Consider the following 18,826-nt stretch of genomic DNA (forward strand, 5'->3'; position numbering starts at 1 on the left):
GAACGCCACTTTCTTTCGCGCATCGGACAACCGGCGTAGGCTGGGTGAGGTGCGTGACATCCCCATCGACGAGGTCGATCACCTCGACCGCGCGGTGGTGGCGATCCGCACCGATTACCCGCCAGGGCACCGGATCCTCCCGCATCGGCACCGGCGCGCGCAGTTCCTCTACAGCGCGACGGGATCGATGCGGGTCGAAACGGCCGACGGCACGTGGACCATCCCGACGCGGCGGGCGGTGCTCGTGCCGCCGGAAACGATCCATCAGGTCTTCACCACGACCGTGAGCACCCGGAGCCTGTACATCGAGCCGAAGGCGGTGCCATGGTTCCCGCACCGCTGCCAGGTCGTCGAAGTCTCCGCGCTGCTCCGGGAACTGCTGAACGAGGCCGTCGGCGTGCCCGACCTGTACTCCCCGCGCGGGCGGGACGCCGCCGTCATCGGCCTGACCCTGCACGAGATCCGCCGGGCCGCCCCGGTCCGCCTCGACCTCCCGCTGCCGAAACACGACCGGCTGCGCGCCCTGTGCGAGTCCTTTTTGGACGATCCGGACATCCACGATCCGGTCGGTGGCTGGGCCGCCCGGTTGCACGTGAGCGAACGGACGCTGAACCGGCTCTTCACCACCGAAACCGGGCTGAGTTTCGCCCGCTGGCGGCAGCGGGCCTGCGTCCTGCACTCCCTCTCGCTGCTGTCGGACGGTCGTCCCATCGCCGGGATCGCCGCCTCGCTCGGCTACGAGAGCCCCGCCGCGTTCTCCACGATGTTCACCCGGCTTCTCGGCACCTCGCCGAAGGACTATCGCGCCGCTGTCTCAAAGTGAGACACGAGGCCACTCCCAAGGCGCCGTCGCCGCCCCTACCTTCCGTTCAAGCCCAGGCGAACAAGGGAGTCATCGCATGAGCAAGAACGTACTCGTCACCGGTGCGGCACGAGGAATCGGAAAGGGGATCGCGCTCCGGCTCGCCGCCGACGGGCACGACGTCGCGGTCAACGACGTCGCCGCCAACGAAGCGGAACTCGAAGCGGTCGCCAAGGAGATCCCTGCCGCTGCTCGAAGTGACCCCGGAGGACTGGGACCGGATGATGGCCGTCAACGCGCGCGGCATCTTCCTCTGTTACCAGGCCGCGGCCAAGCGGATGATCCAGCAGGGGAACGGCGGCAAGATCATCGGCGCGGCCTCCATCGTCGCCCATCGCCCGTTCGCGTTGCTCGGCCACTATTCCGCGTCCAAATGGGCGGTGCGCGGGCTGACCCAGGCCGCCGCGATGGAATGGGCCCGCCACGGCATCACGGTCAACGCGTACTGCCCCGGCATCGTCGGGACGGCCATGCGGGACCTCATCGACGAGAAACTGGCGGAATCGGAAGGAATCCGGAAGGGCAGGCGATCGAGAAGTACTCGAATCTGATCCATCTCGGACGCGTCTCCGTTCCCGAGGACGTGGCGGCGTACGTGTCGTATCTCGCGTCCCCGGATTCCGATTACATGACCGGCCAATCGGTGATGATCGACGGAGGAATCCAGTTCTCATGATCTTCATCACGGCGAAGTTCCGGGCCCGCCCCTAACACGTGGACCGGTGGCCGGAGATCGCGCGCGAGTTCACCGAGGCGCACGGCTCGGCGCGAGCTTCCGCGCTACCTGGCCGAGACGCCGCGCATCGTCAACGCGAAGGTCGATCAGGACGGCTGGTCGGAGCTGGGCGAACTGGCCGTCGAGTAGCTTCCTTGTCCCGCCTCGGTTCCGGGGCGGGACAAGGCCGCTTCCTCAGCCACGCTGCGCCCGTGCCGCCCCGGCGCAGTACACGCCGAAGGCCGCGACCCCGGCGGCCACCACGATGAGCAGTACCGTGCCGAACGGCTGAGCGGCCAAGGTCCGCAGGGCGGCGTCGAGCCCGCCGGAGCGGGCCGGGTCGTGGGTCAGCGCCGCGTAGCCGACGAGTACCGAGACCACGCCGAACACGAAACCTCGTGCCACGTAACCGATCCTGCCGAGCCGCTCCACCCACCGCCGGGTCCCCGACGGGAGCCGCGAGAGGTCGAGATCCTGCAGGAAGGTCCGGCGCACGCCCTTCACCACCGAACCCGCCGCGACGCCGAACACGATGACGGCCACCACGGTCACCAGGAACGGCCCGGCCGGCAATCCGAGCAGCCGCGCGGTGAACTCCTGCTGCTTCTGGTCGCCGCTGCCCCGCTCTCCCGAGCCCATGGCGACCCTGGCCGCGTAGAGCCCCAAGGAAATCCCCACCACGCAGCGCACACCGGACGTCACCCGCTTGACGGCGCGTTTCCTCCGCTCGTCGATCCAGGTGTAGCCGACCGCGGCCAGCAGCCCTTGCCACAGGCCGTAGGCCACCAGCCCAGCCGCCAGCACCCACAACAGCACTCCGCCCATCGGGGTCGAGCCGACCTCCGCGATCGCGCCACGGCCGTCGGCCTCCTGACCGCCACCGCCGACGGCGACGCGCACCGCCAGGTACCCGATGAGCAGGTACACCAGGCCGTAGCACCCCATCCCGATCCGGCCGAGCACCTGGACGGCCTTGTTGTGGCGCACCTGTCTCGCCTTGGTCGCGGACATCCGGTCCACCTCCTCGTGAGTCTTCATCGAGTGTCACCGGCGACGGCCACGACCGCCGCGTGACTGGTCCGTCCGGCCCAACGCGAGGCGAGAAGTTCTGGTGATGCATCGAGATCGACTAAGGGGTCGTAACACAATGATCTTGGGGTGTGGTTTGATGCCGTGTCTCGGTGATTGTCTGTGAGGGGTGGGCTGGTGGGGCAGCGGCGTCCGTGGGAGGTCGATGACGGTCTGTGGGAACGGATCGAGCCGTTGTTGCCGCGGGTGGAGCGTCGGTTTCGGCATCCGGGACGTAAGCGGCTGGACGACCGTAAGGCGTTGTGCGGGATCATGTTCGTGCTCTACACGGCGATCCCGTGGGAGTTCCTGCCGCAAGAGCTGGGGTATGGCTCAGGCATGACCTGCTGGCGCCGGTTGCGGGACTGGACCGAGGCCGGGGTGTGGCAGCAGCTGCACGAGCTGCTGCTGGCGGAGCTGCACGCGGCGGGCCAGCTGGATTGGTCACGTGCGGCGGTCGACGGATCGCATGTGCGGGCGTTAAAAGGGGGCCGAAAACCGGCCCCAGCCCGGTAGATCGAGCCCGTACCGGGTCGAAACACCACGTCATCACCGACGGCACCGGGATCCCACTGGCGGCGACCCTGACCGGCGGGAACCGGCACGACGTCACCCAGCTGATGCCGCTGATCCACGCGATCCCGCCAGTGCGAGGCCGGCCCGGGCCCCCGCGGCGACGGCCACAACGGCTCTACGCCGACCGCGCCTACGACCACGACAAGTACCGCAACCTTGTCCGCGCCGCCGGAATCACACCTCTCATCGCCCGCCGAGGCCAGGAACACGGCTCCGGCCTCGGCGTTCACCGCTGGGTCGTCGAAGGCGCCTTCGCCCTGCTGCACTGGTTCCGGCGCCTACGCATCCGATGGGAGATCCGTGACGACATCCACGAAGCCTTCCTCACCCTCGGCTGCGCCATCATCTGCTGGCGCAGACTCAAGACCCACTCAATCTGTTAGGACCCCTAAGCGGACAGCCAGTCGTCGGTGTCGCGATGCCTGCCGAGCCCGACGGCGTCGAACTCGTCGGAGTGGTCGCCCTTGAGCACTCCCAGCCGCCGAAGCGCCTGGGAGATCGGACTGCCGTCGGCCGGGTCGGGTTCGTCTTCATCGACGTGCAGCGGACCGAGGACGGTCTCGCCGCGCTCCCACACCTGCGCGGACTGCGTCCCGGCGCCACCGAAGTACTCGGCTTCGACGTACGCCACGGCTCCGTGCTCGGAGCACTCGGCGAGCGGCCCGGTGTCGAACCGCGTCTCGGTCACCGGCATCAGCGTCAGGTTCTGTCCGAGCGGCACGAGCCTCGCGCCTTCGACCGAATCGAGCAATCTGCTCCGTGCGGACTCCGTGACGATGACGGCTTGCAGGCGATACATGCCCGCATCCTGCCATTTCGCCGCCCCGCGAAGATCTTTCCGCCGCCGATGTCGATCGGCGGCGGACGCGTTCGTAGCCAGGGTGAGAGACGAACTCACCGAAGGAGCATCATGACCGCGAACTACACCTTTGACGTCTTTTCCACCCTCGACGGCTACGGCGCCCACACCGGCGACTGGGGTGGCTACTGGGGCAAGCAGGGCCCTGAATTCCTCGAACACCGCCTGGCCCTGTACTCCGAGAGGCAGCGGATGGTCTTCGGCGCCACCACGTTCCGCGCGACCATGAAGATGCTGAACGCGGAGATCGTGGAGCGCGAGGCGCTGGACCCGTGGGTCTCCCGGCTGAAGCACCTGCCGGCGACGGTGGTGTCGGCCACGCTGCGGGAGCCGCTCGACTGGCCGGACGCGACCGTCGTGAGCGGGGACGCGGTCGACGTCGTCGCCCGGCTCAAGGCGGAGTCGGATATGCCGCTGCGCTCGCACGGCAGCCTGACGATGAACCGGGCACTGATGGCCGCCGGTCTGGTGGATCGCGTCCAGGTGACCGTCTTCCCGGTGATCACCGGAATGACGGGGGCCGACCCGATCTTCCGGGGCGCGGCCGACTTCGACCTCGAACTGCTCGAGAGCCGCACCTTCGACGGGCGCGTCCAGGAACTCGTCTACCGGCCCACCCGGCACGAACCGAGCTGACCATCCACAAAGGACGGTCGCGTCGGCCCGCCTAGACGGTGCCCGACGCGACCGCCGGACGGCGGTGAGAACCGAGCCAGGGCGCCAGCAGGGCTTCGAGGTCGGCGTCCGACAACGCGTACGGCCCGCCGTGGAACTCGTGCCACCGCGAAGCGTCCCGCGCCGCCATGTACTCCACCTCGAACGCCCGCATCAGGACGTACATGAAGGTCACCGAGCTGAACCGCTCACCGAGCAACGTCCTGGCCTCGCGCGCGACCCCGGTCGCGCCGTGGCCGAGCACGTCCGTGAGCTTCAGCTCCTCCGCAGCCGGATCCAGCAGGCTGGGGGCATACATCACGACAAAATCTCCATCACTGAAAGGAAGAACTCAGTTCTCGGCGGCGAGCTGACCGCACGCCGCCGCGATCTCCTGACCACGCGTGTCACGGACCGTGCACGCCACTCCGCCCGCGTTCACCAGGCGGACGAACTCCCGCTCCACCGGCTTCGGCGAGGCGTCCCATTTGCTGCCCGGCGTCGGGTTCAGCGGGATCACGTTCACGTGCACCAGCTGGCCGAGGTGCTGCCGAAGCCGCTTCGCCAGCAGCTCGGCACGCCAAGGCTGATCGTTGACGTCCCGGATCAGCGCGTACTCGATCGACACCCGGCGGCCGGAAGTATCCGCGTAGTACCGGGCCGCGGACAGGACCTCGTCCACCGACCAGCGCTCGTTCACCGGCACCAGCGTGTCCCGCAGCTCGTCATCGGGCGTGTGCAGCGAAACCGCCAGCCGAACCTGCATCTTCTCGTCCGCCAGCTTGCGGATCGCCGGCGCGAGCCCCACCGTCGATACGGTCACCGAACGCTGGCCGATGCCGAGCCCGTCCGGCGAGGGATCCGTGATCCGCCGGACCGCCGCCACCACCCGCTTGTAGTTCGCCAGCGGCTCGCCCATGCCCATGAAGACGATGTTCGACAGACGGCCGGGTCCGCCGGGCATTGAGCCGTCGCGCATCACCGCGGCGGCGGCGCGGACCTGGTCGACGATCTCGGCGGTCGACAGGTTCCGGTCGAGGCCGCCCTGACCGGTCGCGCAGAACGGGCACGCCATGCCGCAGCCCGCCTGGCTCGAGATGCACAGGGTCGCGCGATCCGGGTAGCGCATCAGCACGCTCTCCAGCAGCGTCCCGTCGTGCGCGCGCCACAGCGTCTTGCGCGTGGTGCCGTCGTCGCACGCGAGCGCCTTGATCTCGGTGAGCAGCGTCGGCATCAGATCGCCGACGAGCTTCTCCCGCGACGCCGCCGGGATGTCGGTCATCTCCTCCGGGTTCACCGTGAGCCGCGAGAAGTAGTGGTTCGAAAGCTGCTTCGCGCGGAACGGCTTCTCCCCCAGCTCGGCGACGGCGGCGGCCCGCTCGGCGGCGGAAAGGTCGGCGAGGTGGCGCGGCGGAAGGCCGCGCTTGGGCGCGTCGAAGACGAGAGGGAGGGCAGTCATAGCTCACTCAGTGTCCCATGTCCACCTTCGACGCGCCTGGGCCGCCCCGGATCGCTGTTTCCCAGGTCACGTGAACCAGGCCCGGCCCGGCCGTGCGGATCGCATATCAGGAGACGTCGGGAGGTCACGTCCGGCCAGAGACTTGGTCATGTCGCGCCACGCCGGGTGGCGACGAGGCGGGAGTCGGTTCGCCATGGGGTCCGAAGAGGTCAGACCGCGGCTCGACGGAATCGAGATCACCGATCTCGAACCAGAGCTCTGCTTTCTCGTCACCCCCAACGGGGGCCAGTTCTCCGTCGCCGCGCCCGCCCGGGAGTTCCGCGCCTGGGCGAGCCGCTGCGATGGCACGCGGACCCGCGCCGAACTGCTGGCCGGCATGGATCCGGCCTACGAGGAGATGCTGGAGATCCTCGAAGCGGACGGCTGTCTCGTTCCCGGGACGGACGACGTCGCCACCACCTCGATCCTCCTCACCGGCTCGCCGTCACTCATCGAGCCCTTGGCGGAGATCGTCGGTGGCAGCGGATACGCGAGCGTCGAGGCCGTCCCCTACTTCCACGACATGTCCGAAAGGGACATCGAGAACACGGTCGTGGTCGCGGCCTTCGACCACCCCGCCTACACCGAATTGATCGCGCTGGACGCGTTGTGCGCCGGCAGCGGGGTGCGCTGGCTGCCGTCGCGCCGGGAACGCGGCCGGGTGATCGCCGGCCCCGCGATCACGCCCGGCGGCATCGATTTCGCCGACGTCGTCGCGCGGCGCCGCTCCGCCGCGCCGGACCCGCGTGTCGTCGATGCGTTCCTTTCAGCGCCCTCGGAGTCCATCCCGCTCCGGCCCGGTGACGCCCGCTGGGCGCTGACCACCCTCGCCGTCCATCTCGAACACTGGCTCTCCGGCGGGCGATCCGGCCTGACCACCGGCGAGATCGAACTGAACCCGGCGGACCTCACCGAGATCCGCCGTCCGATCCTCCCCGTACCCGACCGCGCCCGGCCCGTTCCCGCCACGACCGGCCCAGGACTGCTGGTGGACGACCAGACCGGGATCGTGACCGGCGTCGGCGAGATCCCGCCCGCGCCGGGGATGCCCGCCCGGCTGCGGGTCTGCGCGGTCGACGTCGCGGACATGCGCCGCGTGACGAACTGGCCCAACGATCGTCAGGCCGTCGGCACGGCGTGGCACGACTTCGACCTCGCGCGTCAGTCGGCCATCGGCGAAGCGGTCGAGCGCTACTGCGGAAGCTGGCTCGCTCCGGAGCGCGAAGTGTGCTTCGGCAGCTACAAGCAGTTCTTCCGCTACGGCGTCCCTGCACTCGACCCGCAACGACTGAACCTCTATTCGGCTTCGCAGTACCGGTCGCCGGGTTTCCCGTTCGCACCGCTCACCCAGGACACGGAATGTTCGTGGGTGGAAGGCTTCTCCCACAGCACCGGCGAACCCGTCTGGGTTCCGGCGTTCCTGTTCTCGAACGAACGACGGCCGGAGGAAGCGCGTTTCGCCGATCCGCTGATCGCCGGCCTCGCGAGCGGGACCACCGAGGAGTACGCCGTCACCTCCGGCCTCGAAGAGGTCCTCGAGCGCGACACGACCATGCTCTGGTGGGCCAACACGCCCCGGCTCGGCAGGCTCACGATCCCGGGCGAGATCAGGTCGCTCATCGCCGACGCCACCGACGACTACGAGGTCACGCTCATCCACCTGGACAACGAGTTCGACGTCCCGGTGGTCGCCGCGGTGGTACTCGACCGCGTGAAACGATGGCTGTCGATCGGCTTCGCCACCCGGCCGGACGCGCTGGAGGCCGCGAAGAAGGCGCTCGCCGAGGGGTTCGCGCTCCAGCACACGTGCCGCGCCCTCGACGACGAACGCGAATTTTCGGGCATGCGCCGGGATCTGCCCCAGCTGGGCGACCTCAAGCCGCACCGGGCCGATCGGCGCTACCTGGACTCGTACCGCGAAGACTTCGCCGACGTCACGGATCTCCTTTGCCAGCAACAGATCTATCTCGACCCACGGGCCGTGAAGCGAGTGGCGCCCTGGATCATGGACCTGCCGAGCCGAAGCTGGGACGACCTTCCCGCCCTCGGGGAACGGCGGCTCAAGGCCTACCAAGCCCGCGTCGAAGCCCGCGGCTTCGAGGTGATCAGCGTCGACCTGACGACCTGCGACGTCGCGGCCGCCGGATTCCATGCCGCGCATACGCTGGTCCCGGGGCTGGTGTCGAACTTCCCCGCCGGATCTCCGTTGTGGGGCAACGGAAGGATCGCCGATGCGGCGGTGGCGCTCGGCTGGCGGGACGAACCACTCGCCGAGCACGAACTCAACGTCTTCCCGCTCCCCCACGCGTGATGGCCGCCGATCGGCCGGGCAGACTGAACCGTGCCCGCTGAACTGGACGACGTCTACCGCCGTGTCTACCGCGAACCGCCGTACCTCGAAGGCGAGGACGACGTCGCTCGCTTCGGCGAGCTGTTCGCCGAACACGCCGCGCTCCCCGGGTTCGCCATGACGACCGTGCGCGAAGCCGGGGCACTCGGCGGCTTCGCCTACGGGGTCCGGCAAGAAGCCGGCTGGTGGCCCGAACGCGCGACGGCTCCGGCGCCCTCGTGGCTCGACGGCGAAGAGCTGTTCTACGTGTACGAGCTCGCACTTCTCCCCGAGCTCCGCGGTCGCGGGCTCGGCCGCGCTCTGCTCGATGACCTGCTGAAACAGCGGCCCGAGCGGTTCGCCGTCCTCGCGTCCCGCGTCGAGGCGCCCGCTCGGCGGCTGTACCGCCGCTGGGGCTGGCGGAAGGTCGGCGAGTTCGACTTCGGCGGCATCGATCTGCTCGCGCTCGACCTCTCCTGAGACCCGGATCACCGAGAACGGGTTGCCATGCGACTGTTTACGATATATCGTGAACGTGTCGAAACAGTACGTAGAGAGGATTCACATCATGCGACGACGACCTTTCCCCCCAGAACACGGCAGGCAGGCCTTCGGCCCTTGGTCCCGCGGCGGCTTCGGCGACTTCCCGCCGGGGCCGGGCGGACCGGGCCACCGGCACCGGCACGGCCGCCGCGGCGGTCCCGGGCGGCGCGGCAAACGCGGCGACGTCCGCGCCGCGATCCTGGCGCTGCTCTCCGAGCAGCCGAGGCACGGCTACGAGATCATCCGCGAGATCGGCGAACGCAGCGGCGGCTTCTGGAAGCCGAGCCCCGGCTCGGTCTACCCGACCCTGCAGATGCTGGCCGACGAAGGCTTGGTGATCAGCAAGGACGAGAACGGCAAGAAGCTGTTCGAACTCACCGAATCCGGCCGCGCCGCGGCCGAGCAGCAGGACGCCGTCCCGCCGTGGGAGCAGATCGCCCACGACGTCGACCCGGCCGAGGTCAACCTGCGCAAGGCGGGCGCGACCCTGGCCGCGGCGGTCGCGCAGGTGATGCACGCCGGCAGCGAAAGCCAGCAGGCCCGCACCGTCGACGTGCTCAACGAGGCACGCCGGACGATCTACGGCATCCTCGGTGAGGCCGAGGACGCCACTCCGGACGAGGACACGGAGTGACCAGGCACGACGAGGCCGGTGGGCTTGACGCGCGTATGCACGCGATAGCCCACCGGCAGCGTCATCCGCTTCTCCCCGGAACCTGACGCAACCTCGTTCAGGCGCCGGACCTCCGCGATCGCCTTCGCCGCGACCGGAGCGCTGAACTCGATCTTCAGCACCGCTTCCATCGCGGCGGCGTCCTCGAACAGCCACCGCGTCATCACCTTGCGGCAGCCGAATCCCTGACGGGCGAAGAACTTCTCCACCCCGGGCGGGTCGTAGTGCGGGAGATCCAGCCGCATCCAGCGTCCGTAGGGCTCACTCGTCACGTCGAGATCCACGATCATCAACAGCCCGCCCGGACGCAGCACCCGCTCCGCTTCGCGAAGGCCGGGTTCACAACCGGGGCCGAAGAAGTACGCGGTGCGCGCGTGCACGACGTCGAAAGCCGCGTCCGGGAAGGGAAGCCGCTGCGCACGCCCGTGGTGCACCTCGACGTTGCCCAGCCGCTCCACCCGTTTCCGCGCGTCACGGACGAGCGGCTCATGGGGTTCGACCCCGGCCACCGACCGCGCGGTCGCGGCGAACCGCGGCAGGTGGAAACCGTCACCGCAGCCGATGTCGAGGACGTCCGCACCGGACCAATCGCGATACCCGGCGAGCACGCGCCAGATCTCGTCGTCGACGTCCTGCGCGCGGTTCTCGACCTCGTAGGCCTTCTGGTAGTACCAGATGTTCGGGCTCGGCAGCACCTCCTCACCGCCGCGGCGGAAGGAGGAGAGAGCTCGGGGAAACCAGCGCACGGAAGCTCCAACGAAGGGACACCGGGCCGGGTTCCGGGGTCGTCCGGTCGAAATCTTTGACGGAAACAATGCGGTCAGCGACTAGACTTTACTCCCACCGGTAAGGGAGAACCGCATGTCGCTCGGCTCGGCCGCCCACACTTCCGTCATACCTTCGGGAATCCCGTGCTGGATCGAGCTCGCGTGCAGAGACGAAACGTCCGCACAAACCTTCTACAGCGGGCTTTTCGACTGGGAATACGTGGTCCAGCGCGATCCGGCGACACCGACCGGCCGCTACTCGATCGCGACGCTGAACGGCGTCCCCGCCGGTGGTCTGTACCGCGCGGGCACCGGCGGCCCGACCGGCTGGAGCGTCCACATCTCGGTATCCCAGGCGGCCACGGCCGCCGAGTGGGTCGACAGTCTCGGTGGCCGGGTCACGCTCGGGCCGGTGGCGATCCCCCATCGCGGCAACATCGTCCACGCCGTCGACGCGTGCGGCGCGCACGTCGTCTTCTGGGAGCCGCCCGCCACCTGGGAGTTCGCGACAGGAGTGCCGAACACCTTCAGCGGCGCGGATCTCAACACCCACGACGGCGCGGCGGCGGATCACTTCTACTGCCGCCTCTTCAACTACACCAGCCACCAGATCGGCGACGGCGCCTCGCTCGACTACGCCGAATGGCTCATCGAGCACGAGCCCGTGCTGTACCGGTACGTGATGGGTTCGGAGTACCGGGCGGACACGCCACCGCATTGGATGGTCTACTTCGAGCTCGACCCGGCCCGTGGCGCGGACGCCGCGGCGGGACAGGCCCTGATGCTCGGCGGTGCCGTCGTGGTCCAGCCCTACGACACCCCGTACGGCCGGATGGCGATCCTCGCCGACCCGGACGGTTCGGTGTTCGCCGTGATCGACCATTCTCGGGCCGTCGAGGGCTGGGGCACCGCCGAAGTCGACGATCCCTACGACGACTGAGCCCGGTACCCGGTCAGATACCCGCCCAGAATCGGCAATTGTGCACGGCTGCGAGGTCGACCGGGCCGATCGCGCCCGGCGCCAGCGATTGCGTCCGCGGTGAGGGACGCCATTTCGGCGGTTCTTCGCCGTTCGGGTCACCGGTGCGCGCGAAGGCGGTCCAGTACCGGATCATTCGCGCCGCCAATTCCTGCTGAGCGGACGTCAAATTCGCCGGAAGCGCGGTCACATCGGACAAATAGGCCAATTCGGCTCCATGAGAAGCGCCCATGGACATTCCGGGCGGAGCGGGGAGAAGCGAGGGCCCGTTCCGATCCGCGAACTCGTAGCCGAAAGTCCGGGTGCGCTCGCGCAGCAGTCGCTCGGTCTCCAGCTGGGTGCATCCCCAGATCCGGTCGGTCATCGCGTCCGCGAACGCCATCGACGGGCCACCGTGCCGGGCCGACGGGTACCGGGCGGCGACGAGCGGCGCCTTCTCCCCGAAAGCCGTCCGCAGCAGTCCCTGATACTGCTCCTCGGTGAACGGATGCCCGGAGAACATGGCGACGAACATCCTCGCCTCGTCCCTCGTGATCCCCGTCAGCACCGGCACCCGCGCGAAGCGGCCGGCCTTCACCGCCTCCGCCGGATGCTCGGGCAGGAGATCGGTTCCGTACGCGGGCGGCGCGAACGGCTGATTCACCAAGGCCTTGACCGGAAGCCGCCGGAGACAGGCGACGTCGGCGCACCCGAGTTTCCCGGCGGCGTCGGCACCCATCGCTTCGACGTCCGCCCGGGACAGGTACGGCGTGCCCGCGGGCAGGCCGGGGACGAATCCGCCGTCGGGCCAGTTCAAGGTGCACGGACTGCTCTGGATGATCACCCGGTGGAACAGGCCAGCCGCCGACGGGGAGGCCAGCTGGGCACAGGCGCTCATCGATCCCGCCGATTCGCCGAACAGCGTGACGTTCCCGGGATCTCCCCCGAAGGCGCGCGCGTTGCGCTGCACCCAGCGAAGCGCGGCCTGCTGGTCCTGAAGACCGAAAACGCCGGAGTCGCGGCCGAGTTCCGGATGCCCGAAGAAGCCGAACACCCCCAGCCGGTAGTTCACGGTCACCACGACCACGTCCCCGCCCAGCGCCATGCGCTTGAAGTCGTAATCGCTGCCCGCGCCGTACGTGAAGCTGCCACCGTGGACCCAGACCATGACCGGACGCGGCTTCCACGCCGGCCTGGCCGGGCTGATCACGTTGAGATACAGGCAATCCTCGTTGTCACTCGGCCCCGGACCGAGCCCCGCCTCCTGCGCGCACCGAGGTCCCGGTCTGCTCGCGTCCCGCACCGCGGTCCAGGGTTCGGGTCTTTGCGGCGGCGCCCAGCGCAGATCACCGACCGGGGGCGCGGCGAACGGAATGCCTTGGAAACTCCGGTATTCGCCGGTACTCACGCCGCGGACGGGACCGGAATCCGTGCCGACGACCGGGCCTGAGCCCGCCTCCGCCGCGGTCGTCGTGAGAGCACCGAACGTCACCAAGCTCAGGGCCGTGGCCAGAAATCGCTTACCCATCCGTCGAGAGCGCATACCCCCGACCATGACAGAGCGCCCGGCTCGTCACAGGGACTTGGCCTAAAGAGGCACGAATGCGGAGAGCAGCAGCCAGGAGACGACGGCCGAAGGGAGCAACGAGTCGAGCCGGTCCATCAGCCCGCCGTGCCCCGGCAGCATGGTCCCCATGTCCTTGACGCCGAGGTCACGCTTGATCAGCGACTCGACGAGATCGCCCAGCGTCGCGGTGCAGACGATCGCCGCGCCGAACAGCACGCCCTGCCAAGCATGACCGTCGAGGAGAAGGCTCAGGGTGAGCGCGCCGGCGACCACACCGGCCACGAGCGAACCGGCGAACCCTTCCCAGGTCTTCTTCGGGCTGATGCTGGGCGCCATCGGATGCTTGCCGCCCAGTACACCGGCGATGTAGCCGCCGGTGTCCGAAGCGACCACGCCGATCATGAACGCCAGCACCCGGCCGACGCCGTCCGCCGGCGGGACGAGCATGGCGGCGAAGGCACCGAAAAGCGGGATGTACGCGGCGGCGAAGACCGACGCGCTGATGTCGCGCAGGTAGCCGTCCGCGCCGCCGGGCAACCGCCACAGCAGGCAGACGAGCACCGTCAGCACGAACGCCGTCAGCGCGCCTTCGCGGCCGTACGGCCACGCCAGCCAGATCATCGCCTGACCGCCGACGAGCACCGGGACCAGCGCGATCCGGATGCCCGCCGCGCGCTTCAGTGCCCCGGCCAGCTCGATCGTGCCGACCGCGATGGCGATCGCGATGATGCCGATGAACAGATAGCGGACGGTGAGCAGGGACGTGATGATCGCCGCGCCCAGCAGCAGCCCGACCCCGATCGCGGCGGGCAGGTTGCGGCCGGCGCGGGAAACCTTTTTCACCGGTTCCGGCTTCTCGGCCGGAACCGGTTCCGGGGCGTCCACCCGGTCCTCGCGTTCCTCGCTCACCTGGCTCATCAGACCTCGAGTAGCTCGGCTTCCTTGTGTTTCACCAGCTCGTCGACCTTGTGGCTGTAGGTGTCGGTGAGGTTCTGGAGTTCCTTCTCGGCGTGGACGACCTCGTCCTCGCCCGCCTCGCCGTCCTTCTTGATCCGGTCGAGCTCTTCCTTGGCCTTGCGGCGGACGCTGCGGATCGAAACGCGGGCGTCCTCACCCTTGGCCTTGGCGACCTTCACCATCTCCTTGCGGCGCTCTTCGGTGAGCTGCGGGATGACGATGCGGATCACGTTGCCGTCGTTGCTCGGGTTGACGCCGAGGTCCGACTCGCGGATCGCCTTCTCGATGGCGTTGAGCGAGGTCTGGTCGTAAGGCTTGATCAACGCCATCCGGGCTTCGGGGATGTTGACGCTCGCCATCTGGTTCAGCGGGGTCGGCGCGCCGTAGTACTCGACGACAATGCGCGAGAACATCCCGGGGTGGGCCCGGCCGGTGCGAACCGACGACAGGTCCTCCTTGGCGACGGACACCGCTTTTTCCATCTTCTCCTCGGCGTCGAGGAGGGTCTCGTCGATCACGGCAACTCCCGTAGTTGTGTATGCGTACCGATTGCGAAGATCAGAGCAGGCTTACGCGGGCACCCCGTCGGCGGGGGTGTCGACCAGGGTGCCGATCCTCTCACCACTGACCGCGCGGGCGATGTTCCCCTCGGTGAGCAGATTGAACACGATGATCGGCATGTTGTTGTCCATGCACAGGCTGAACGCGGTGGCGTCGGCGACCTTGAGGTCCCGCTCCAGCACCTCGCGGTGGCTGATCTCGTGGAACATCTCGGCGGTCGGGTCGCTCTTCGGGTCCGCGGTGTAGACGCCGTCGACGGCCTTCGCCATCAAGACGGCCTCACAGCCGAGCTCGAGCGCGCGCTGCGCGGCGGCGGTGTCGGTCGAGAAGTACGGCATGCCGACCCCGGCGCCGAAGATGACGACGCGGCCCTTCTCCAGGTGGCGCTCGGCGCGGCGCGGGATGTACGGCTCGGCGACCTGCCCCATGGTGATGGCGGTCTGCACGCGGGTCGGCAGGCCCTCCTTCTCCAGGAAGTCCTGCAACGCCAGGCAGTTCATGACGGTGCCGAGCATCGCCATGTAGTCCGCGCGGTCGCGGTCCATGCCGCGCTGCGACAGTTCCGCGCCGCGGAAGTAGTTGCCACCGCCGATCACGACGGCGATCTGCACGCCCGTCCGCGCGACGTCTGCGATCTGCTGAGCGACCGAGTGCACCACATCCGGATCAACCCCGATGGAACCGCCGCCGAACATCTCGCCGCCCAGCTTCAGCAGCACCCGCCGGTATCCGCCTTCGACCCGGACACCCATGTCGCCCTCCCTAATGCTCTGAACCCGACTGTGCCCCGTCCCCGATGGACGGAGACGGGGCACAGTGGTGATTCTTGTGTTCCGCGCCTGGATCAGGCCTGGCCGACCTCGAACCGGGCGAACCGGCTCACGGCCACGCCGGCCTCGTCGAGCAGGGCCTTGACGGTCTTCTTGTTGTCCTTGACCGACGGCTGCTCGAGCAGGACGTTGTCCTTGTAGTACGCGTTGACCTTGCCCTCGATGATCTTGGGCATGGCCTGCTCCGGCTTGCCCTCTTCGCGGGCGGTCGCCTCGGCGACGCGACGCTCGTTCTCGACGATCTCGGCCGGGACCTCGTCACGGGTGAGGTACTTGGCCTTGAGCGCGGCGACCTGCATGGCGGCGCCACGGGCGGCCTCGGCGGCGGCCTCGCCCTCACCGGTGTACTCGATGAGCACGCCGACGGCGGGCGGGAGGTCCGCACCGCGACGGTGCAGGTACGTGGTGGTGGTGCCCTCGTAAGCGGCGACACGGCGCAGCTCGAGCTTCTCACCGATGCGGGCGGCCAGCTCCTGGACCTGCTCTTCGACGGTCTTGCCGTCGAGCGAGGCGGCCTTGAGCTTCTCGACGTCGCTGGTCTTCTCGGCCTTCGCGACCTCGACGATCTTCGCGGCGAGGGCCTGGAAGTCCTCGTTCTTCGCGACGAAGTCGGTCTCGGAGTCGAGCTCGATCAGCACGCCGCCGTCACCGGCGACCAGGCCCTCGGCGGTGGCGCGCTCGGCGCGCTTGCCGACGTCCTTGGCGCCCTTGATGCGCAGGAACTCGACGGCCTTGTCGAAGTCGCCGTCGTTCTCCTCCAGCGCCTTCTTGCAGTTCATCATGCCGGAGCCGGTGAGCTCCCGGAGACGCTTCACGTCTGCGGCGGTGTAGTTCGCCATCGTGGGTGTGTCCGTCCTTTTTCAGGTACGAGAAGTCTTGGGGAAGTCACCCGTGGGGCCACCCGGAGGCGGCCCCACGGGCGGGTGGATCAGGAGGAGGCGGTGGCCTGCTCGGCCGGAGCCTCGGTGGCGGCCTCGGTCGCGGCGGCGGCTTCCTTGGCGTCCGCGGCGGCGGTCTCGGAGCCGGCGAGCAGCTCCTTCTCCCACTCGGCCAGCGGCTCGTCCGTGGCGACGCCCGCCTCGGGCTTGGCGTCGGCGGAGGAACCGTTGCGGCTGGAGCGGGCCATCAGACCGGCGGCGGCGGCCTCGGCCACGACCTTGGTCAGCAGCGCGGCCGAACGGATGGCGTCGTCGTTACCCGGGATCGGGTAGTCGACCTCGTCCGGGTCGCAGTTGGTGTCCAGGATCGCGACGACCGGGATGTTCAGCTTGCGAGCCTCGCCGACGGCGATGTGCTCCTTCTTCGTGTCGACGATCCACACGATGCTCGGCACCTTGGCCATGTCGCGGATACCGCCGAGGGTCTTCTCGAGCTTGTCCTTCTCACGGGTGAGCGTGAGGATTTCGCGCTTGGTCAGGCCGGCGAAGCCGCCGGTCTGCTCCTGCGACTCGAGCTCCTTCAGGCGGAGAAGACGCTTGTGCACCGTCTGGAAGTTGGTCAGCATGCCGCCGAGCCAGCGCTGGTTCACGTAGGGCATGCCCACGCGCGAGGCCTCGGCCGCGATGGCTTCCTGGGCCTGCTTCTTCGTGCCGACGAACATGATGGTGCCGCCGTGCGCGACGGTTTCCTTGATGAACTCGTACGCACGGTCGATGTAGGTCAGCGTCTGCTGCAGGTCGATGATGTAGATGCCGTTGCGCTCGGTGAAGATGTAGCGCTTCATCTTCGGGTTCCACCGACGGGTCTGGTGCCCGAAGTGCACGCCGCTGTCGAGCAGCTGCTTCATGGTGACGACGGCCATTGCCGGAATCAACCTCTTCTGTGTCGTGCGCGCCCGGCTCCGCCGGAACGCGCTTGCTCGGTTCGTCGCTCTCGGCCGGGTGGCCGATCGCCCTGGTGCCGATGCTCGGGCCCGGACCCCGGAGCGAAGTACCCCAGGGACCGCCGGACCGTGTGCCCCCGCCTGTCCTGACCCTCCGTGAGGAGATCGGCCATCGGGAGCGCGCACGTGCACGCGAAGTCAGTCCGCTGCCGCGGACCGCGCAAAAGAGTCTACTCCCTGTCGCCACCGGGTACCGCACCGGCAGCCCCTGATGAGAGGGGTTGTCCACAACCGCCCCGGTTATCCACAGATTCCACCGGCGCGCCCCGCCCGCCACGCCGTACCCCCAACCTGGAACACATGACATCGACGACCTCATCCCGCCCTGTCACCAGGCATTCCTTCCCGATCGACCGCACCGGCGGCAGGCACCGCCGCCCAGGGCACGGCCGGCGTCTTCCCCGCCTGGCGATCCTCGCGACCGTGCTCGCGATCCTCACGTCCGCGGCGATGCCCGGAACGGCGAGAGGGGCGCCCTCTCAGCAGGGGCGTCTCTCCTGGCCGCTCTCGCCGGCACCGAGCGTCACCAGGTACTTCGAGCCGCCCTCGACGCCATACGGCCCCGGCCACCGGGGCGTCGACCTCGCCGCGCCCCCGGGTGCGAACGTGCTCGCGGCCGCCGAGGGAGTGGTGATGTTCGCCGGGCAGGTGGCGGGCCACGGCGTGGTGTCGATCGATCACGACGGAGGGCTGCGCACCACCTACCAACCGCTCGCCCCGACGGTCACCACGGGTGATCAGGTCTACCGGGGCCAGGTGCTCGGAACGCTCGCGGCGGGCCACCCGGGCTGCCCGGAGCAGGCGTGCCTGCATTTCGGCGTCCGGCGGGGCGAGGAGTACGTCGACCCGCTCACGTTGATCGGTGAACCGTCCGAGATCCGCCTCAAACCCTGGGAAGGAGACTGAGTGACCGTTGCGCGACCTGGCGGTACCCGCTTGGCCGCGGGGGCGGCGGTGCACGCTTGGCCGCGGGGGCGGCGATGCCCGCCTTCCCCTGGTCGCCGGGGCGGGCCTTGCGGTCCTGCTTCGTGCCCCTTGCTTGGTCCTGGTTCATGTCCTCGTGGAGGGCCCGCGCGAGCCCTCGCGCCCCTCGCGGGCGAGCCGTCGCGTTGCTTGCACTCGCGCCCCTTCCGTGGCCAGGTCCAGCCCTCGCGTCGCCTTGCACTCGCGCCCCCGTGGCCTGGACTCCTCCTGGTGTGGCCCTCGCGTGCCCTGGTGCGGCCTGGCTTGCGCGCCCTGGTGCCACCCTCGCGTGCCCTGGTGCGGCCTGGCTTGCGCGCCCTGGTGCCACCCTCCTTGCCCTATCACCGAATTTGGCCGATGGTCGTAATTCGCGTGTCCAGGGAGCGATCACGCGCGATTGGAAACCGAACACGCGTGTTCAGGGAGCGATCACGGCGGGTGGCCTCCGCACCGTGCGATTCGGCCAGAGCCACGTGCCGTCCGTCCAGACACACGCGTCGTCCGTCCAGACACACGCGTCGTCCGTCCAGACACGTGTGTCGTCCGTCCAATCACACGCGTCGT

20 protein-coding genes and 1 pseudogene are annotated in these 18,826 nt (G+C 68.9%); 10 read left to right on the forward strand and 11 right to left on the reverse strand.

Translation table 11 applies throughout. The features are described 5' to 3' along the window. Positions 1–49 precede the first annotated feature (49 nt). From ACZ3HL_RS10440 to ACZ3HL_RS10450, 3 genes and pseudogenes are all read left to right on the forward strand, one after another. Positions 50–823: an AraC family transcriptional regulator gene (locus ACZ3HL_RS10440; RefSeq protein WP_465530198.1), complete on the forward strand. Its 774-nt coding sequence runs from the start codon at positions 50–52 to the stop codon at positions 821–823. 76 nt (positions 824–899) lie between these two features. After that, a pseudogene (locus ACZ3HL_RS10445) lies at positions 900–1,413 on the forward strand (SDR family NAD(P)-dependent oxidoreductase). Then, on the forward strand, positions 1,413–1,538 hold the full coding sequence (locus ACZ3HL_RS10450) for an SDR family oxidoreductase (RefSeq protein WP_465414127.1): 126 nt from the start codon (positions 1,413–1,415) through the stop codon (positions 1,536–1,538). Before ACZ3HL_RS10445 ends, ACZ3HL_RS10450 begins: the two are co-directional and overlap by 1 nt. 234 nt (positions 1,539–1,772) lie before the next feature. Here the strand turns inward: ACZ3HL_RS10450 and ACZ3HL_RS10455 are convergent, their stop codons facing one another. Continuing rightward, complete coding sequence (locus ACZ3HL_RS10455) at positions 1,773–2,588, reverse strand: DUF1206 domain-containing protein (RefSeq protein WP_465531038.1); 816 nt, start codon at positions 2,586–2,588, stop codon at positions 1,773–1,775. Positions 2,589–2,783: 195 nt separating this feature from the next. On the opposite strand from ACZ3HL_RS10455, the gene ACZ3HL_RS10460 reads away from it, so the two are divergent. Beyond that, positions 2,784–3,604, forward strand: a protein-coding gene (locus tag ACZ3HL_RS10460) for an IS5 family transposase (RefSeq protein ID WP_465530199.1) whose coding sequence is annotated in 2 segments (ribosomal slippage) — positions 2,784–3,138 and positions 3,138–3,604 — 822 coding nt in all. Because the reading frame shifts where the segments join, the coding sequence is not laid out codon by codon here. 5 nt (positions 3,605–3,609) lie between these two features. Here ACZ3HL_RS10460 and ACZ3HL_RS10465 read toward each other — a convergent pair. Beyond that, entirely contained in the window at positions 3,610–4,020 is a 411-nt protein-coding gene (locus ACZ3HL_RS10465; protein ID WP_465530201.1) for a hypothetical protein, read from the reverse strand. 111 nt (positions 4,021–4,131) lie between these two features. Between ACZ3HL_RS10465 and ACZ3HL_RS10470 the strand changes: the two genes are divergently transcribed. After that, positions 4,132–4,716: a dihydrofolate reductase family protein gene (locus tag ACZ3HL_RS10470; RefSeq protein WP_465530203.1), complete on the forward strand. Its 585-nt coding sequence runs from the start codon at positions 4,132–4,134 to the stop codon at positions 4,714–4,716. A gap of 31 nt (positions 4,717–4,747) precedes the next feature. Here the strand turns inward: ACZ3HL_RS10470 and ACZ3HL_RS10475 are convergent, their stop codons facing one another. Then, positions 4,748–5,053 carry a hypothetical protein gene (locus ACZ3HL_RS10475; protein ID WP_465413404.1) on the reverse strand — a complete coding sequence of 102 codons (306 nt, stop codon included), beginning with the start codon at positions 5,051–5,053 and terminating at the stop codon, positions 4,748–4,750. A 33-nt stretch (positions 5,054–5,086) separates the two neighbouring features. Continuing rightward, on the reverse strand, positions 5,087–6,193 hold the full coding sequence (gene rlmN / locus ACZ3HL_RS10480; RefSeq protein WP_125673176.1) for a dual-specificity RNA methyltransferase RlmN: 1,107 nt from the start codon (positions 6,191–6,193) through the stop codon (positions 5,087–5,089). A gap of 193 nt (positions 6,194–6,386) precedes the next feature. On the opposite strand from rlmN, the gene ACZ3HL_RS10485 reads away from it, so the two are divergent. The 3 genes from ACZ3HL_RS10485 to ACZ3HL_RS10495 all read left to right on the forward strand — a co-directional run bounded on the left by ACZ3HL_RS10485 (position 6,387) and on the right by ACZ3HL_RS10495 (position 9,738). Continuing rightward, on the forward strand, positions 6,387–8,543 hold the full coding sequence (locus ACZ3HL_RS10485; protein ID WP_465530205.1) for a YcaO-like family protein: 2,157 nt from the start codon (positions 6,387–6,389) through the stop codon (positions 8,541–8,543). Between the two features lie 30 nt (positions 8,544–8,573). Beyond that, positions 8,574–9,041: a GNAT family N-acetyltransferase gene (locus ACZ3HL_RS10490; RefSeq protein WP_465530207.1), complete on the forward strand. Its 468-nt coding sequence runs from the start codon at positions 8,574–8,576 to the stop codon at positions 9,039–9,041. Between the two features lie 88 nt (positions 9,042–9,129). After that, positions 9,130–9,738, forward strand: a complete 609-nt coding sequence (locus ACZ3HL_RS10495) for a PadR family transcriptional regulator (RefSeq protein ID WP_465413411.1) — start codon at positions 9,130–9,132, stop codon at positions 9,736–9,738. On the opposite strand, the gene ACZ3HL_RS10500 is transcribed toward ACZ3HL_RS10495, so the two are convergent. After that, positions 9,684–10,523 (reverse strand): class I SAM-dependent methyltransferase, encoded by an 840-nt coding sequence (locus ACZ3HL_RS10500; RefSeq protein ID WP_465530209.1) that lies wholly within the window; start codon positions 10,521–10,523, stop codon positions 9,684–9,686. The genes ACZ3HL_RS10495 and ACZ3HL_RS10500 overlap by 55 nt on opposite strands. A 115-nt stretch (positions 10,524–10,638) precedes the next feature. Here ACZ3HL_RS10500 and ACZ3HL_RS10505 point away from each other — a divergent pair, with 115 nt between their 5' ends. Then, on the forward strand, positions 10,639–11,484 hold the full coding sequence (locus tag ACZ3HL_RS10505) for a VOC family protein (protein ID WP_465530211.1): 846 nt from the start codon (positions 10,639–10,641) through the stop codon (positions 11,482–11,484). 13 nt (positions 11,485–11,497) lie between these two features. On the opposite strand, the gene ACZ3HL_RS10510 is transcribed toward ACZ3HL_RS10505, so the two are convergent. The 6 genes from ACZ3HL_RS10510 to rpsB all read right to left on the reverse strand — a co-directional run bounded on the left by ACZ3HL_RS10510 (position 11,498) and on the right by rpsB (position 17,218). Beyond that, positions 11,498–13,030, reverse strand: coding sequence for a carboxylesterase/lipase family protein (locus ACZ3HL_RS10510; RefSeq protein ID WP_465530213.1), 1,533 nt, complete (start codon positions 13,028–13,030; stop codon positions 11,498–11,500). A 60-nt stretch (positions 13,031–13,090) separates the two neighbouring features. Further along, on the reverse strand, positions 13,091–13,987 hold the full coding sequence (locus ACZ3HL_RS10515) for a phosphatidate cytidylyltransferase (protein ID WP_465413419.1): 897 nt from the start codon (positions 13,985–13,987) through the stop codon (positions 13,091–13,093). Continuing rightward, positions 13,987–14,544, reverse strand: a complete 558-nt coding sequence (gene frr, locus ACZ3HL_RS10520) for a ribosome recycling factor (RefSeq protein WP_034310934.1) — start codon at positions 14,542–14,544, stop codon at positions 13,987–13,989. Before frr ends, ACZ3HL_RS10515 begins: the two co-directional genes overlap by 1 nt. A gap of 51 nt (positions 14,545–14,595) precedes the next feature. Beyond that, positions 14,596–15,339 (reverse strand): UMP kinase, encoded by a 744-nt coding sequence (gene pyrH / locus ACZ3HL_RS10525; protein ID WP_005154669.1) that lies wholly within the window; start codon positions 15,337–15,339, stop codon positions 14,596–14,598. 92 nt (positions 15,340–15,431) lie between these two features. Continuing rightward, positions 15,432–16,256 carry a translation elongation factor Ts gene (gene tsf, locus ACZ3HL_RS10530; RefSeq protein WP_395882492.1) on the reverse strand — a complete coding sequence of 275 codons (825 nt, stop codon included), beginning with the start codon at positions 16,254–16,256 and terminating at the stop codon, positions 15,432–15,434. A gap of 89 nt (positions 16,257–16,345) precedes the next feature. After that, complete coding sequence (rpsB, locus tag ACZ3HL_RS10535; protein WP_034310929.1) at positions 16,346–17,218, reverse strand: 30S ribosomal protein S2; 873 nt, start codon at positions 17,216–17,218, stop codon at positions 16,346–16,348. 381 nt (positions 17,219–17,599) lie between these two features. On the opposite strand from rpsB, the gene ACZ3HL_RS10540 reads away from it, so the two are divergent. Further along, entirely contained in the window at positions 17,600–18,205 is a 606-nt protein-coding gene (locus tag ACZ3HL_RS10540) for a murein hydrolase activator EnvC family protein (protein ID WP_465530215.1), read from the forward strand. Positions 18,206–18,826: the final 621 nt, after the last annotated feature.

The sequence above is a fragment of the Amycolatopsis sp. NPDC000009 genome (assembly GCF_055563465.1).